This window comes from Lysobacter stagni, from assembly GCF_030053425.1.
GTDB lineage: Bacteria > Pseudomonadota > Gammaproteobacteria > Xanthomonadales > Xanthomonadaceae > Lysobacter_J > Lysobacter_J stagni.
The window spans coordinates 558,384-572,668 of sequence record NZ_JASGBI010000001.1 but is presented as its reverse complement, the minus strand read 5'-3'; the positions used below and the strand labels follow the sequence as shown (position 1 = coordinate 572,668).

Sequence of the window (14,285 nt, the reverse complement as noted above, 5' to 3'; positions counted from 1 at the left end):
TGTTGGGATTGTGCCGCGAGCGGCGGAACTCTATGAAGCGCCTCACAGTCCACCTCCCTGCGCCGCGGCACCCTGGCCGAGCATGAAATCCGATACCGGCTGACGCGAACGGTCCTTGCGGTCGTACACGCGCGCGCCGTCGATGTAGACCTGTTCGGCCTGCGCGTAGACGCTGAAGGGCGTGCCGTTCCACACCACCACGTCGGCCATCTTTCCCGGCTCCAGCGTGCCGGTACGGTCCAGGATGCCCAGCGCCTTGGCCGGGTTCTGCGTCAGCCAGCGGATCGCGCGCTCGGGCGGGATGTCGATGCCGGCCAGCTGCGCGTGCGCCATCGCCTTGGCCGCTTCCTGGTTGAGGCGCTGGATGCCTTCCTCCGAATCCGAGTGCACGATCGCGCAGCTGTTGGCGGGACGATCGACCAGCGCGAGGTTGTCCTGGATGCCGTCGAAGGCTTCCATCTTGAAGCCCCACCAGTCGGCCCACAGCGCGCCACACACGTTCTCGGCCGCCAGGCGGTCGGCCAGCTTGTAGGCCTCCACGCCGTGATGGAACGCGGCGACCTTGAAGCCGAACTCCTTGGCCAGGTCCAGCATCGTCGCCATCTCGTCGGCGCGGTAGCAGTGGATGTGCACCAGGATGTCGCCGTTGATCGCGCCGGCCAGCGTGTCGAGCTTGAGATCGCGCTTGCCGCCGGTGTCCTTCTCGCTGTCGGCGCCGTTGCCGTTGTTCGACGACCACCAGTGCTTCTTCTTCGATTCCTGCTGCGCCTTCTTGCCGCTGTTCTTGCGCAGGTATTCGCTGGCGTCGATGAAGGCCGCGCGGTAGCCGGCCACGTTGCCCATGCGCGTGGCCGGACCGCTCTTCTGGCCGTAGACGCGCTTGGGGTTCTCGCCGCAGGCCATCTTCAGGCCCCACGGCGCGCCGGGGAACTTCATCCCCTGGTAGGTGGTGGCGGCGACGTTCTTCAGCGTGACGCCGCGGCCGCCGACCAGGTTGGCCGAACCCGGCAGCACCTGCAGCGAGGTGATGCCGCCGGCCAGAGCGGCGGCGAAGCCGGGGTCCTGCGGCCAGATCGAATGCTCGGCCCAGACGTTGGGCGTGACCGGACCGGTCATTTCGTTGCCGTCGGCGTGCGCGCTGACGCCCGGGCTGGGGTAAACGCCCAGGTGCGAATGCACGTCGATGATTCCCGGCGTCACCCACTTGCCCGTGCCGTCCACGCGCGTGGCGCCGGCGGGCGCCTGCAATCCGCTGCCGACCGCGACGACCTTGCCGTCCTGCAGCAGCACCGAGGCATCGTCCAGGCGTTGGCCGGTGCCGGTCAGCACGGTGGCGTGCTCGATCAGCACCGGCGCGGCGGCGATCGGCTGGTAGGTGCTGGGGTAGGGGTCCTCGACGAATCGGGAGCGGGAAGGCGTGGTGCCCGGTTGCGCCGCGTTGGCGGCACCGACGGACAGCACCGCGACGAGCGCGGCGGTCATGGGTCGAAGCATGGTTTTCCCCGGAGTAATACGGCAATCAACCTTGGCAACGTAGCCGTCTCGACGGCCGCTTGCCAACCCGACGATGGTCATGGCGGGCGTGACACAATGCCCGGTCAGGCGCCCCTACGCACGCGCCTGCGGAAAAGGACAACTACAACAAGAGGAGAAACTCCCGATGAAAGACAAGGAACAGATCGTCGACAACTGGCTGCCGCGCTATACCGGCGTGCCGCTGGACCAGTTCGGCGAACACATCCTGCTGACCAACTTCGGCGGCTACCTGCACACCTTCGCGCGCATGACCGGCGCGCAGGTGGTTGGCATGGACCGCCCGATGCCCAGCGCCACGGCCGATGGCATCACGATGATCAACTTCGGCATGGGCAGCCCGAACGCGGCGACGATGATGGACCTGCTCAGCGCGATCGCGCCCAAGGCGGTGCTGTTCCTGGGCAAGTGCGGCGGCCTGAAGAAGAAGAACCAGCTGGGCGATCTCGTCCTGCCCATCGCGGCGATCCGCGGCGAGGGCACCAGCGACGACTACCTTCCGCCGCAGGTGCCGGCGTTGCCGGCGTTCGCGCTGCAGCGCGCGGTGTCGACGATGATCCGCGACCTCGGCCACGACTACTGGACCGGCACGGTGTACACCACCAACCGGCGCGTGTGGGAACACGACGAGGCCTTCAAGGAGCGCCTGCGCGGCATGCGCTGCATGGCCATCGACATGGAGACCGCCACCATCTTCGCCGCCGGTTTCGCCAACCGCATTCCGTGCGGCGCGCTGCTGCTGGTGTCGGACCAGCCGATGATTCCCGAAGGCGTGAAGACCGAAGCGTCCGACGCGCGCGTCAGCGCGGACTACGTCGACAACCACATCAACGTCGGCATCGAAGCGCTGAAGCTGATCCGCCGCAACGGCAAGTCGGTCCGGCACCTGCGTTTCGACGAATGAGGCGCGCATGCGACAAGGCCGGCGTTGCGCCGGCCTTGTCCGTGTCACGCGAGCGGTGGTCTGCTCAGTCGCACACCATCTGCCACTCGTTGGTCTGGGTTTCCTCGTTGAAGACGGACTGGGCCGAGCACGCCGACTGGGGGGCGGTGGCGGCGGCTTCGGACGGTGTGGTCAGCAACGAGGTCTCGGTGGAAGCGCCGACCTGGTACGGCTTGCAGATGCTGATGATCGGCGGCAGCTGCGAACCGTTCGGCACGCAGTACACGCGCGACGGGTTGCAGACCACCACGCATCGGTAACCTTCCTGCGCCATGCCTGCGGCGGGGGCCAGCAGGCCGGCCAGCAGGACCGTGACGACAAACTGCTTCATGGTGTATCCCTCTCTCGATCGTATGCAGAAGTACGGCCCGGGATGTGACCCGGGTACCGAGGTTATCGAAGGCCCCTGCGACCTTCCATGGCCTCGCCGGTTCAGTGTTGTGCACGTGGCGTCAAGGCCGCGTCTACGGTTTCAATGGCAACGTTTCCGCGGCCCCGCGCCGCGCTGGGGATCGCAGTGCCTGCGACGTCTGACGGGCACACTGGATGCAGGACAAGGGGAGGCCGTCATGGAGAAGTTCATCTACCTGCTGCTGGGCGCCGCGCTCACGTGGACGTTCTATTTCATCCAGCGCCGGATCGAGAAGCGCAGCGCCGTGGAAACCATCGAGCGCAACCAGAAGCTGCTGGACCTCAAGCAGGGCCTGGACCACGCCAATACCAACCTTGACGACCTGCGCCGCTTCGAGCAGCGTCTGATCGGCAAGGCGGAGACCGCGGCGCGCATGGCCGACAGTTATTTCAGCCAGGCCGAGGAAGTGGCACGACAGAGCGACGACGCGGCGATCTCGCAGCGCGACATGAACGCGCAGGCACAGGCCGGCTTCCAGCGCGCCGACGCGCGATTGACGACCGTGGTCGAGCATCTGCGCCGCCAGCTCGACGACGAGACGCTGTCCATCTTCGACGACGCGCACCGCAACTGGCTGCAGTTCCGCGATCGCTATGCGCGTTTCATCTCGCAGTCGTACTCGGGCGGTTCCATCCGTCCGCTCATCCACGCCGTCACCCTGGAAAGCGTCACGGAACTGTGGATCACCGAACTGGAAACGCAGCTGGGCGACGAGTCGGTGTGAGGTAACCTCGGCGTTTCTCCGCCGGATCGCTCCACCATGCACATCACGCCCGCCGATGTCATCGCGTTCTGGCGCGATGCCGGCTACGACCGCTGGTTCGTCCGCGACGATGCCTTCGACGCGCGCTGCCGCGCGGACCTGCTCGATGCGCATTTCGCCGCCGCGCGCGGCGAGCTGGAAACGTGGGCGGACACGCCCGATGGTGCGCTCGCGCTGGCGATCGTGCTGGACCAGATTCCGCGCAATGTTTTCCGCGACACCGCACATGCCTATGCGACCGATCCGCTCGCGCGCCATTACGCGGCCCGCGCGATCGAAGGCGGCGACGATCGCGCCGTCGATCCGGCGTTGCGCGTGTTCTTCTACATGCCGTTCGAACATTCCGAGGACCTGGCCGACCAGGAGCGTTCCGTGCAGCTGGCCTCCGCGCTGGACGGAGAAGCGGGCGGCAATTACCTGGAGTACGCGCGGCGCCACCGCGAGGTGATCGTGCGTTTCGGCCGGTTCCCGCATCGCAATCGCGCGCTGGGGCGCACCAGTACGCCCGACGAGCAGACCTGGCTGGCGGCCGGCGGCGGCTTCTGATCGACAGGGAAAAGACCGGCCGCAGCCTGGATCGTGGGGAGGTCGCGCGTCCGGTTGTGCCGTGCCGGATCGCGTCGATCCAGGCTACGGACGCGGGGGAAACGGGATGCGGGCGCGTGGCGCCACGCTGCAGCGGGTCATGGCGATGGTGTCGGGCGACCGGAGGGCCAGTGACCCGACACTAGCGGTGGTGCATGACGAAAATGCGCGCACCGCGACGAAGCGTGGCGCGGTCGCGACGAAGCGTGCCGCCTCGTCGCGACGTGCGCTGCAATCAGTACTTCGGAACGCCCGCGTCGATGTCGGCCCAGGCGTCGATGCCGCCGACGATGTTGTAGACCTCGCGGAAGCCCAGGTTGCGGAAGTGCTCCGCGGCCTGCTGGCTGCGGCCGCCGTGGTGGCACAGGAACGCCAGCGGCGTGTCCTTCGGCAGCGCTTCCAGCGATTCCACGCCGTGGTCGAGGGTGTCGAAGGCCACCGGTGCGGACGCCAGCCCACGTTCGTCGGCCGGGCGCACGTCGACTAGGCGCAGCGTGCCAGCCTGCACGCGCGCGGCGGTATCAGCCGGCGCAATCGTCTTCACGGCCGGCGGCGCGTGCGGGTTGTGCACGACCAGGCCGCGGCCGCGTTCGTCGTCGACCCAGTCGATGCTGATGCCGTCGGCGCGCCGGGCCTGCAGTGCGTCGGTCTGCACGCGCACGCCATCCACTTCGACCGCCACGGCATTGGCGTCCACCGGCGCCAGCTGCAGGCGCGCGTTGTGGCGCGCGTCGATCTCCAGCTGCACGGCATAACCGCCGCCGGCATTGGCGATGGCACTGCGCAGCATTTCCGCGGCGGCCGGCGTGATGGTCAGCTTCGGCGGGCTGCGGTCGGGCGCGGGCAGGCCGAGCACGCTGTGCAGTTCGCCGCTGCCGGCCATCTGCTCGACGATGTCGCTGCCGCCGACCAGTTCGCCGTCGATGTACAGCTGCGGGATCGTCGGCCAGTTGCCGTACTGCTTGATGCCCTCGCGGATTTCCGCGTCGGCCAGCACGTTCACGTGCGCGTAGCCCTCCGGCAGCAGCGCGTTCAGCACGCCCACGGCCTTGGCCGAGAAACCGCACTGCGGCGCATCGGGCGCGCCCTTCATGAACAGGACGACGCGGTTGGATTGCAGCAGGGTTTCGATGCGCGAACGCAGCGCGGGGTCGAGGGACATGGCGGGCTACCGGGTGGGAATGGGGTGCACATGGGGGCGCGGTGGCGATTGTGCAAGCGCGGACGCACGGGGGTGTCCTTTACCATCCCCGTCATGTCCCCCGCGACCCTCCACCGCCCGCCGCGCCACCCGCATGCCTGGGCCTGGGTGTTCATCGCCTCGCAGCTGGGGGTGGCCGCGCTGTGGTGGCAGATGGGCTGGCGGATCGGCCTGCCGGCGCTGGTGGCAACGCACCTGGTGGTGATCTGGGCGACCCTGCGACCGCAGTCGCGCCTGCTCAGCCCGGTGCTCAGCCGTCTGCCGACGCGTGAACGCGTGGTCTGGCTGACCATCGACGACGGCCCGTCCGACGACACCCTGCCGATGCTGGACCTGCTGGACAAGCACGACGCACGCGCGACGTTCTTCCTGGTCGGCGAACGCGCACGGTCGCGGCCGGAGGCCGTACGCGAGATCGTGCGTCGCGGCCACGGCATCGGCCAGCACAGTCACACGCACCCGCAGGCCTGGTTCTGGGCCTTGCCGCCGCGCGCGATGCGCGCGCAGATCGACGAGGCACAGGCAACGCTGGCCGCGTTGACGGGCATGCGGCCGCGCTGGTTCCGCGCCGTGGTCGGCATGGCCAATCCCTTCGTCGCGGCATCGCTCAAACGCCACGACCTGGCACGCGTGGCGTGGTCGGCGCGCGGTTTCGATGCGGTGATGTCCGACCCGCAGCGGAATCTGGCGCGCATCGAACGCGGGCTGGCGCCCGGCGCCATCGTCCTGCTGCACGAGGGCGCAGCGCATGGCCGCAGCGTGGAAACGCTGGCGGGCGTGCTCGCCCGGATGGACGCCATGGAATACCGTAGCGTGTTGCCCGAAGCGCTGGACACCGCAACCGCACCGGTGCCGGCCTCGCAACCGCTCTAGCGTCGGGTCGCGACGATGCGCCAGTTGTTGAACGGTGTGTTGCCGTGCAGCGGCATGAACTCGCCCTCGACACCGGCTGCGTCGAAGCGTGCGCGCAACATGTCCAGTTCCGGGTAGTGGACGGGCAGGGCATTCATCCAGCCCACCTTCTTGGCGAACACGTCGACCCACTGCGTGATGTGCGAACGCCGGCTTCCATCGGCGATGCCGGTGCGGATCACCAGCCGCGTGCCGGGTTCGAGCATGCCCAGCAGCGCGTCGATGGCGCGCACCTGTGCGTCGGCGGGGATGAACTGCATCACGTCGAGCAAGGCCACGCTGCCGCGGTGTTCCGGCAGCACCGCGCCCAGGTCGGCGATGCCGAACGCCACGTCGTGCAGCTCACGGCGCGTCGCCGCAAGGCGGGCGCGCCCGATCTTGGCGGCATCGTTGTCGTAGCCGCGGTACGGCATGGACTGCCCGTCGGCGCGCAGCGCATGCGCGAGCAGTCCCAGGCCGCATCCCAGGTCGAGCACCGGCGCGCGCGTGTCGCGCAGGGCTTCGCACACGCTGGGATAGAGCGGGTCGGTGGCCAGCTTGGCGCGGGCGTAGTAATAGTCGTGGCGGACGAACCAGCGATCCGGCACCAGGTACGCGCGGGCGATGCCCATCGCGCGGTCGCGGGGCAGTGGCCGCAGGGCGTGCTGCATCGTCATCGGGTCAGCGCCGCAGCAGGTCGCGTGCGACCGGCAGCGCACGCTCGGTCCACAGCGTGTACATCGCGGCCGACGGGTGCAGCCCGTCCTGCGCAAGCATCTCCACCTCGGCGCCGCGCTCGCGCGAGTCCGGGGTGATGTCGACGAACGCCACGCCGCGCGCTTCGCACACGACCTGCGCGGCTGCGTTGAAGGCGTCCAGTTCGGTCGCGATCTGCGCCGGCTCCGCCTTCGTGGTCTTCACGAACGGCGTGACGCCCCAGTCCGGGATCGACAGCACCATGACGCGGTCGGCACGCCCGCGGGCGAAGCCGATCGCCTGCTTCAGCAGCGTGTCGAACTCGCCGCGGTAGTCCACCGCACTGCGTCCGCGGTACTGGTTGTTCACGCCGATCAGCAGCGTGACGAAGTCCCATTCGCCCAGCGGCTGGGCGCCGTCGATGCCCCAGGTCAGCTCGTCGGTGGTCCAGCCGGTCGTGGCGATGATGCGCGGGTCGGCCAGCGCGATGTCTTCGGCGCGCAGCGCGCGCGCCAGTTGCGTGGGCCAGCGGCCCTCGGCGGGCACACCTTCGCCGATGGTGTAGCTGTCGCCCAGAGCGAGGTAGGACAACGCGGGCGCGGGCGCACCGGCCATGGCTCAGGCCACCGCGACCTGGGCGTCGCTTTCGCGCTGCGCGTACTGGTCCAGCAGCGACTCGATGCGGCGGAATACTTCGCGCAGGTCGTCCGGCTGCGGCAGCAGCGTCACGCGGAAGTGGTTGCGATAGGGCACGTTGAAGCTGGAGCCCGGCACCACCAGCACGTCCTGCGTTTCCAGCAGTTCCAGCGCGAAGCGGTGGTCGTCGAAGCCCTGCGCGGCCGCGCCCGTCACCGCCGGGAACGCATACAGCGCGCCCGCCGGCGACACCAGCTGAAGGTGACGGCTGGCCGCGACCGATTCGGTCACCGCGCGACGTGCCTCGTACAGGCGGCCGCCCGGCGCGCACAGCGGCGCGATGGTGTCTTCGCCGTGCAGTGCGGCCTCGATGGCGAACTGCCCCGGCACGTTGGCGCACAGGCGCAGCGCACCTAGCAGGTCCATCGCGTGGTGCAGGTTGCCGCTGGCGACCGGATCGCCCGACAGCACCGCCCAGCCCACGCGCCAGCCGCAGGCGCGATGCACCTTGCTCAGGCCACCGAAGGACAGGCAGGGCAGGTCGCCAGCGATCGGCGCGATCGGGGTGAACTGTGCGTCGTCGTACAGGATGGAGTCGTAGATCTCGTCGCACATCAGCAGCAGCTTGTGGCGCTGCGCGATGGCGACGATCTTCTCCAGCAGCTCGCGCGGATACGCGGCGCCGGTGGGGTTGTTGGGGTTGATCAGCACGATCGCGCGCGTGCGGCTGGACACCAGCGAGGCGATCTCGTCCGGATCGGGCAGGAAGCCGTTCTCCGGCAGGCAGCGGTAGTAGACCGGACGGCCGTCGTTGAGGATGGTCGCGGCCGACCACAGCGGGTAGTCGGGCGAGGGCAGCAGCACTTCGTCGCCCGGGTTCAGCAACGCGCGCAGCGACAGGTCGATCAGCTCGCTCACGCCGTTGCCGACGAACACGCGCTCCGGGCTCGCATTCGGCGTGCCGCGCTGCTTGTGGAACGCGGCGATGGCCTCGCGCGCCTGCGGCAGGCCCTGCTGGTGGGTGTAGGGGTCGGTGTCGCTGATGCGGTCGGCGATCGCTCGCTGCAGGTGTTCCGGCGCGCGGAAACCGAATGCGCCCGGGTTGCCGATGTTGAGCTTGATCAGCCTGCGCCCCTGGGCTTCCAGCTCGCGAGCTCGCCGGGCCAGCTCTCCGCGGATCTCATAACGGACTTCGGACAGGCGTTCGCGGGTCTTCACGGGAGGCAGGGACATCGCAGCAGGGACGGAAGGGGGATGGGTCCCCAGACTAGCCGAAACCGCGGCCGTGGACAGCGAAAATCGCCGCTGCGTCCGCGATCTTCTTCGAAACGTGGCCCTCGTCGTGCAACGGACGCGGCCGGGTCGATGCACCTCACCGGCGGCGCGCACTAGAATCCGGACGTGACCGCGACCACCCTCCGCCCTTGATTCCCGCATTCGACGCCTTGCAGGCGATCGGCTGGCCGCTGCCCGCGGACGGCACGGGACAGGCCGACGAAACGGCCACGCAGGCGCAGTGGCGCACGGTGATGGCCGCCCATCCCGATGCCCGCCCGGCCCGGGTGATCGAACAGCACCGCAGCGGCTACGTGGTGGCCGACGGTCCGGAGCACAGTTTCCGGGTCGAATCGCTGCCGGAGTGGCAGCGTCCGCCCGGGTATCGCAAGGGGACGGTGACCATCGACCAGCGCCCAGGCGTCGGCGACTGGCTGCTCATCGAAGGCCGCAAGGCCGTGGCCCTGCTGCCACGACGCAGCACGATCAAGCGCGGCGCGGCGGGCGAGCACTACCAGCAGCAGCTGATCGCGGCCAACGTCGACACCGTGTTCGTGGTGTGCGGGCTGGACGACGACTTCAACCCGCGGCGCATCGAGCGCTACTTGCTGCTGGTGCGCGGCGGCGGCGTCGAGCCGGTGGTGGTGCTGACCAAGGCCGACCAGGCCGCGGCCGCCGATGCGGACGCCGTGCCCGGTGCCGTGGCGGCGCTGGTCGAGCTGGCCGCGCAGGGCGTGGCGGTGCGCGCCGTCAACGCCAAGGATCCCGACAGCGTGCGCGCGCTGGACGAATGGCTGGGCCCGGGCTGCACCGCCGTGCTGATCGGCAGTTCCGGCGCGGGCAAGTCCACGCTCACCAACACGATGCTCGGCATCGAGAAGATGAAGACCAGCGCCGTGCGCGAGCACGATTCGCGCGGCCGCCACACCACCACGCACCGCGCGCTGATTCCGCTGCCCTCGGGCGCGTGCCTGATCGACACGCCCGGCATGCGCGAACTGAAACCCACCGGCGAGGAAGACGTCGCCGAGAATTTCAGCGACGTCGAGGCCCTGGCCGAGCAGTGCCGCTTCCGCGACTGCAAGCACCAGAAGGAACCCGGCTGCGCCGTGCGCGAGGCCATCGAAGGGGGCAAGCTGGATCCGCAGCGCTTCGCCAACTACCTCAAGCTGAGCGACGAAGTGGCCGGCGCGGCCAACCGCCTTGCGCACCGCCGCGCGCAGAAGGCGGAAGAAAAGGTGGTCGGCAAGGCGCTCAACAAGCGCCTGGACGAAAAGTATGGGCGGCACTGACGTCAACGCGTCGCGTGTTTCCCCCTCCCCCCTCGCGGGGGAGGGACAGGCCGCCGCAGGCGGCCAGGGAGAGGGACGGGGTGTGGGCAGTACGGCGCTGCGCGCCGCCCCCTCATCCGGCGCTTCGCGCCACCTTCTCCCACGAGGGGAGAAGGAGTAGCGGGCATGAACGCCGTCGCCAACCCCGACATCGTCCATCACGCCGCGCTCGACGCGCGCATGGTCGAAGCCGCGCGCGACATCCGCCTGCTGGCGCGCGTCAGCTGGCCAGCGGGGCACGAGGAGCATTTCCTCGCCGATTACGCACGTGGCGTGGTCAAGCTGCCGCAGCCGGAATACCCGCGCGTGGACTACAGCGCCACGCGTGCCGAATTTGACGCGATCGCCGCCGCCGCGGACCCGCAACATCCGCTGGGCCAGTACCTGATCGAATCCGCGCGCAGCTGGGCTCTCGCCGCGCAGCTGTGCGAGAACCTGGGCACGCAGGCGGTCAGCGACCTGTCGATCCAGCTGTTCGGCCGTCCCGACGAATGCCTTCCGGGCGACGGCCCGACCACGCGCGAGGCCGCGCGCCACTTCATCTCCATCGCCGACGAACTCGACCACGAACTGATGGCGCCGGCCGAGCACGTCACCATCTCGGCCACCGCATTGCAGCTGCAGTTGCAGCGCGAACTGGACGACTACTTCGACGCGCGCGTGATCGAGGTCGTGCTCGATCCCGACCTGATCGCCAAGGCGGCCGCCGGCGCCACGCGCATCCGCCTGCGCCACGGCGCGGCCTTCAGCGATTACGACCGCCACCAGCTGCTGCAGCACGAAGCCTTCGTGCACTCGCTCACCGCCCTCAACGGCCGCGAGCAGCCGGTGCTGGCCAGCATGGCGTTGTCTTCGCCGCGCATCACCGCCACGCAGGAAGGGCTGGCGACGTTCGCCGAGCAGATCACCGGCAGCATCGACATCGGCCGCATGAAGCGCATCAGCCTGCGCATCGAAGCGGTGGCGATGGCGCTGGGCGGCGCGGACTTCATCGAAGTGTTCCGCTATTTCCTCGGTGCCGGCCAGAACCCGGAGGACAGCTTCGCCTCGGCCCAGCGCGTGTTCCGGGGCGTGCCCACCACCGGCGGCTACGCCTTCACCAAGGACACGGTGTACCTGCGCGGGCTGGTCGGCGTACACACCTTCTTCCGCTGGGCGCTGCGCGAGCAGAAACTGCAGCTGTGCCGCTGGCTGTTCGCCGGCAAGATGACCCTGGCCGACGTCCAACGCTTCGAGCCGCTGTTCGCCGATGGCGTGCTCAAGCCGGCCCGCTGGCTGCCGCAGTGGGTGGCGCGCGCCAATGGCCTGGCCGGGATGCTGGCGTTCTCGCTGTTCGCCAACCGCATCCGCCTGGACAAGATCGTCGCCGACGGCCACGTGCCGGACCTGTGAGCGTGCGTATCCAAGTTGCGCCCCGGGGAGCTGTCTCCCCCTCTCCCCTTGCGGGAGAGGGACAGGCCGCGTAGCGGCCAGGGAGAGGGGCGCAGCACGTCGGCTTCGCCGCCGCCCCTCTTCCGCCCTTCGGGCACCTTCTCCCACGAGGGGAGAAGGAAAAGACACTGCCGTTCCCCGTCCACACGCGCGGGCTACCTCGTACGGGCGTGCCAAACCGGGCACTGCGCCGCAGCTTCGCCATACCCCAGCGTCCTCGCCGTTCATGGGAAGCGGCTAGAATCGGCGGCCCGACCGTGGTTTCCGCCCTGATGTCCGAACAATCGCCGTCCGACGAGCTCAAGCAAGCCGCGCTCGACTACCACCGCCTCAGCCCGCCCGGCAAGATCAAGGTCACCGCGACCAAGCCGATGGTGACCCAGCGCGACCTCGCCCTGGCGTACTCGCCCGGCGTGGCCTTCGCGTGCGAGGCGATCGTCGCCGACCCCACTGCGGCCAGCGAGCTCACCGCGCGCGGCAACCTGGTGGCGGTCATCAGCAACGGCACGGCCGTGCTCGGCCTGGGCGACATCGGCCCGCTGGCCGGCAAGCCGGTGATGGAAGGCAAGGGCGTGCTGTTCCAGAAGTTCGCCGGCATCGACGTGTTCGACATCGAGATCGACGAGCGCGATCCGGACAAACTGGTCGACATCATCGCCAGTCTTGAACCGACGTTCGGCGGTATCAACCTCGAGGACATCAAGGCGCCGGAGTGCTTCATCGTCGAGCGCAAGCTGCGCGAGCGGATGAAGATCCCGGTCTTCCACGACGACCAGCACGGCACGGCGATCATCGTCGGCGCCGCGGTGCTCAACGCGCTGGAAGTGGTGGGCAAGGACATCGGCGAGGTACGCATCGCCACCACCGGCGCCGGCGCGGCGGGCATCGCCTGCCTGGACATGCTGGTGGCGCTGGGCGTGAAGAAGGAGCACATCACCGCCTTCGACCGCGACGGCGTGATCTACGCCGGCCGCGACCACCTGGACCCGGACAAGGCCCGCTACGCGCGCGACACCTCCGCGCGCTCGCTGGCCGAGATCGTGGCCGGCGCGGACATCTTCCTGGGCCTGTCGGCCGGCGGCATCCTCAAGCCGGAAATGGTCGCCACGATGGCGCCGCGCCCGGTCATCCTCGCGCTGGCCAACCCGTACCCGGAAATCCTGCCCGAGGACGCCAAGGCCGTGCGTCCGGACTGCATCATCGCGACCGGCCGTTCGGACTACCCGAACCAGGTCAACAACGCGCTGTGCTTCCCGTACATCTTCCGCGGCGCGCTCGACGTCGGTGCCACCGGCATCAACGAGGCGATGAAGCTCGCCTGCGTGCGCGCCATCGCGCAGCTGGCGCGCGAGGAATCGGCCGACCTGGGCGCGGCCTACGGCGGTGAAGCGCCGGAGTTCGGCGCCGACTACCTGATCCCGCGTCCGTTCGACCCGCGCCTGCTGGTGAAGCTGGCGCCGGCCGTGGCGCGCGCGGCGATGGAATCCGGCGTGGCCTCGCGTCCCATCGAGGACATGGTCGCGTACGAGGAAAAGCTCGGCACGTTCATCTATCGCACCGGCCTGGTGATGAAGCCGGTGTACGACCGCGCGCGCAGCGACCGCAAGCGCGTGGTCTATGCCGAAGGCGAAGAGGAAACCGTGCTGCGCGCCGTGCAGACCGTGATCGACGAGAAGCTGGCGCATCCGATCCTGATCGGCCGCCCGGACGTCATCGATACGCGCATCAAGCGCCTGGGCCTGCGCATGCGCGCGGGCGTCGATTTCGAACTCACCAACATCAACGACGACCCGCGCTTCAACGACTACTGGCAGCAGTACCACGCGCTGACCGAGCGTCGTGGCGTGTCGCCGGCGGCGGCGAAGAACCTGCTGCGCTCGCGCCCGACGCTGATCGCGGCGCTGATGGTCGAGCGCGGCGAAGCCGACGCGATGATCTGCGGCCTGGTCGGCCGTTTCCACAAAAAGCTGGGCTACCTGCGCAGCGTGTTCGACTTCGACCGCGGCGTGACTGGCACGGCGGCCATGACCGGCGTGATCAACGACCAGGGCGTGTGGTTCTTCCTCGACACGCACGTGCAGTGCGAGCCGACCGCCGAGCAGATTGCCGAGGCGACGCTGCAGGCTTCGTTCCGCCTGAAGCTGTTCGGCATCGAGCCCAAGGTTGCGCTGCTGTCGCACAGCAACTACGGCAGCCACGACAATCCGTCGGCGGCGAAGATGCGCAAGGTGTTCCAGCTGATCAAGCAGCGCTACCCGAAGCTGGAAGTCGACGGCGAGATGCAGGCCGACACCGCGTGGGACGAGGAGCTGCGCCACCGCATCTTCCCCAACACGCTGCTCAAGGGCCGCGCAAACCTGTTCGTGATGCCCAACCTGGACGCGGCCAACATCACCTACAACATGATTCGCGTGATGACCGAGGGCGTGGCCATCGGCCCGATCCTGATGGGTCTGGACAAGCCGGCGCACATCCTGACGCCGGCCTCCACGCCGCGTCGCGTCGTCAACATGACCGCCATCGCCGCGGTGGATGCGCAGATCCGCGCATCGTTGACCGCGCAGGGCTGATCCGACGCCCGTTCGAAC

General features: G+C 69.0%; 13 protein-coding genes. 7 read left to right on the top strand and 6 right to left on the bottom strand.

The window, feature by feature from the left end; genetic code table 11:
* Window positions 1–42: 42 nt before the first annotated feature.
* Complete coding sequence (locus QLQ15_RS02595) at window positions 43–1,482, bottom strand: amidohydrolase (protein WP_432277767.1); 1,440 nt, start codon at window positions 1,480–1,482, stop codon at window positions 43–45.
* Window positions 1,483–1,660: 178 nt separating this feature from the next.
* Here QLQ15_RS02595 and QLQ15_RS02590 point away from each other — a divergent pair, with 178 nt between their 5' ends.
* Complete coding sequence (locus QLQ15_RS02590) at window positions 1,661–2,437, top strand: AMP nucleosidase (RefSeq protein WP_283211302.1); 777 nt, start codon at window positions 1,661–1,663, stop codon at window positions 2,435–2,437.
* 64 nt (window positions 2,438–2,501) lie between these two features.
* Here QLQ15_RS02590 and QLQ15_RS02585 read toward each other — a convergent pair whose 3' ends face one another.
* Window positions 2,502–2,807 (bottom strand): hypothetical protein, encoded by a 306-nt coding sequence (locus tag QLQ15_RS02585; protein WP_283211301.1) that lies wholly within the window; start codon window positions 2,805–2,807, stop codon window positions 2,502–2,504.
* 238 nt (window positions 2,808–3,045) lie between these two features.
* Here QLQ15_RS02585 and QLQ15_RS02580 point away from each other — a divergent pair, with 238 nt between their 5' ends.
* Window positions 3,046–3,612 carry a lysozyme inhibitor LprI family protein gene (locus QLQ15_RS02580; protein ID WP_283211300.1) on the top strand — a complete coding sequence of 189 codons (567 nt, stop codon included), beginning with the start codon at window positions 3,046–3,048 and terminating at the stop codon, window positions 3,610–3,612.
* 36 nt (window positions 3,613–3,648) lie between these two features.
* Window positions 3,649–4,197 carry a DUF924 family protein gene (locus QLQ15_RS02575; RefSeq protein ID WP_283211299.1) on the top strand — a complete coding sequence of 183 codons (549 nt, stop codon included), beginning with the start codon at window positions 3,649–3,651 and terminating at the stop codon, window positions 4,195–4,197.
* A gap of 274 nt (window positions 4,198–4,471) precedes the next feature.
* On the opposite strand, the gene grxD is transcribed toward QLQ15_RS02575, so the two are convergent.
* Entirely contained in the window at window positions 4,472–5,398 is a 927-nt protein-coding gene (gene grxD / locus QLQ15_RS02570; RefSeq protein WP_283211298.1) for a Grx4 family monothiol glutaredoxin, read from the bottom strand.
* 93 nt (window positions 5,399–5,491) lie between these two features.
* Between grxD and QLQ15_RS02565 the strand changes: the two genes are divergently transcribed.
* On the top strand, window positions 5,492–6,310 hold the full coding sequence (locus QLQ15_RS02565) for a polysaccharide deacetylase family protein (protein WP_283211297.1): 819 nt from the start codon (window positions 5,492–5,494) through the stop codon (window positions 6,308–6,310).
* Here QLQ15_RS02565 and QLQ15_RS02560 read toward each other — a convergent pair.
* From QLQ15_RS02560 to QLQ15_RS02550, 3 genes are read right to left on the bottom strand one after another with little or no spacing between them, the layout of a single operon-like run.
* A complete protein-coding gene (locus QLQ15_RS02560) occupies window positions 6,307–6,978 on the bottom strand; it encodes a methyltransferase domain-containing protein (protein ID WP_283213908.1) in 672 nt (223 codons plus the stop codon). The two genes, QLQ15_RS02565 and QLQ15_RS02560, sit on opposite strands and share 4 nt — an antisense overlap.
* Window positions 6,979–7,009: 31 nt before the next feature.
* Window positions 7,010–7,639, bottom strand: a complete 630-nt coding sequence (locus QLQ15_RS02555; RefSeq protein ID WP_283211296.1) for an SGNH/GDSL hydrolase family protein — start codon at window positions 7,637–7,639, stop codon at window positions 7,010–7,012.
* 3 nt (window positions 7,640–7,642) lie between these two features.
* On the bottom strand, window positions 7,643–8,893 hold the full coding sequence (locus tag QLQ15_RS02550; RefSeq protein ID WP_283211295.1) for an aminotransferase class I/II-fold pyridoxal phosphate-dependent enzyme: 1,251 nt from the start codon (window positions 8,891–8,893) through the stop codon (window positions 7,643–7,645).
* A gap of 191 nt (window positions 8,894–9,084) precedes the next feature.
* On the opposite strand from QLQ15_RS02550, the gene rsgA reads away from it, so the two are divergent.
* From rsgA to QLQ15_RS02535, 3 genes are all read left to right on the top strand, one after another.
* Complete coding sequence (gene rsgA / locus QLQ15_RS02545; RefSeq protein WP_283211294.1) at window positions 9,085–10,227, top strand: ribosome small subunit-dependent GTPase A; 1,143 nt, start codon at window positions 9,085–9,087, stop codon at window positions 10,225–10,227.
* A gap of 165 nt (window positions 10,228–10,392) precedes the next feature.
* Window positions 10,393–11,658 carry a flavohemoglobin expression-modulating QEGLA motif protein gene (locus tag QLQ15_RS02540; protein WP_283211293.1) on the top strand — a complete coding sequence of 422 codons (1,266 nt, stop codon included), beginning with the start codon at window positions 10,393–10,395 and terminating at the stop codon, window positions 11,656–11,658.
* Window positions 11,659–11,969: 311 nt separating this feature from the next.
* Entirely contained in the window at window positions 11,970–14,267 is a 2,298-nt protein-coding gene (locus QLQ15_RS02535) for an NADP-dependent malic enzyme (RefSeq protein ID WP_283211292.1), read from the top strand.
* The last annotated feature ends 18 nt before the right edge of the window (window positions 14,268–14,285 follow it).

What these genes read in the sequence shown, in the direction of transcription:
- QLQ15_RS02540 (WP_283211293.1), top strand. Translation starts at nt 10,393, where the DNA reads ATGAACGCCGTCGCCAACCCCGACATCGTCCATCACGCCGCGCTCGAC.
- QLQ15_RS02555 (WP_283211296.1), bottom strand. Translation starts at nt 7,639, where the DNA reads ATGGCCGGTGCGCCCGCGCCCGCGTTGTCCTACCTCGCTCTGGGCGAC.
- QLQ15_RS02550 (WP_283211295.1), bottom strand. Translation starts at nt 8,893, where the DNA reads ATGTCCCTGCCTCCCGTGAAGACCCGCGAACGCCTGTCCGAAGTCCGT.
- QLQ15_RS02535 (WP_283211292.1), top strand. Translation starts at nt 11,970, where the DNA reads ATGTCCGAACAATCGCCGTCCGACGAGCTCAAGCAAGCCGCGCTCGAC.
- QLQ15_RS02580 (WP_283211300.1), top strand. Translation starts at nt 3,046, where the DNA reads ATGGAGAAGTTCATCTACCTGCTGCTGGGCGCCGCGCTCACGTGGACG.
- QLQ15_RS02585 (WP_283211301.1), bottom strand. Translation starts at nt 2,807, where the DNA reads ATGAAGCAGTTTGTCGTCACGGTCCTGCTGGCCGGCCTGCTGGCCCCC.
- QLQ15_RS02595 (WP_432277767.1), bottom strand. Translation starts at nt 1,482, where the DNA reads ATGACCGCCGCGCTCGTCGCGGTGCTGTCCGTCGGTGCCGCCAACGCG.
- QLQ15_RS02565 (WP_283211297.1), top strand. Translation starts at nt 5,492, where the DNA reads ATGTCCCCCGCGACCCTCCACCGCCCGCCGCGCCACCCGCATGCCTGG.
- grxD (WP_283211298.1), bottom strand. Translation starts at nt 5,398, where the DNA reads ATGTCCCTCGACCCCGCGCTGCGTTCGCGCATCGAAACCCTGCTGCAA.
- QLQ15_RS02575 (WP_283211299.1), top strand. Translation starts at nt 3,649, where the DNA reads ATGCACATCACGCCCGCCGATGTCATCGCGTTCTGGCGCGATGCCGGC.
- QLQ15_RS02590 (WP_283211302.1), top strand. Translation starts at nt 1,661, where the DNA reads ATGAAAGACAAGGAACAGATCGTCGACAACTGGCTGCCGCGCTATACC.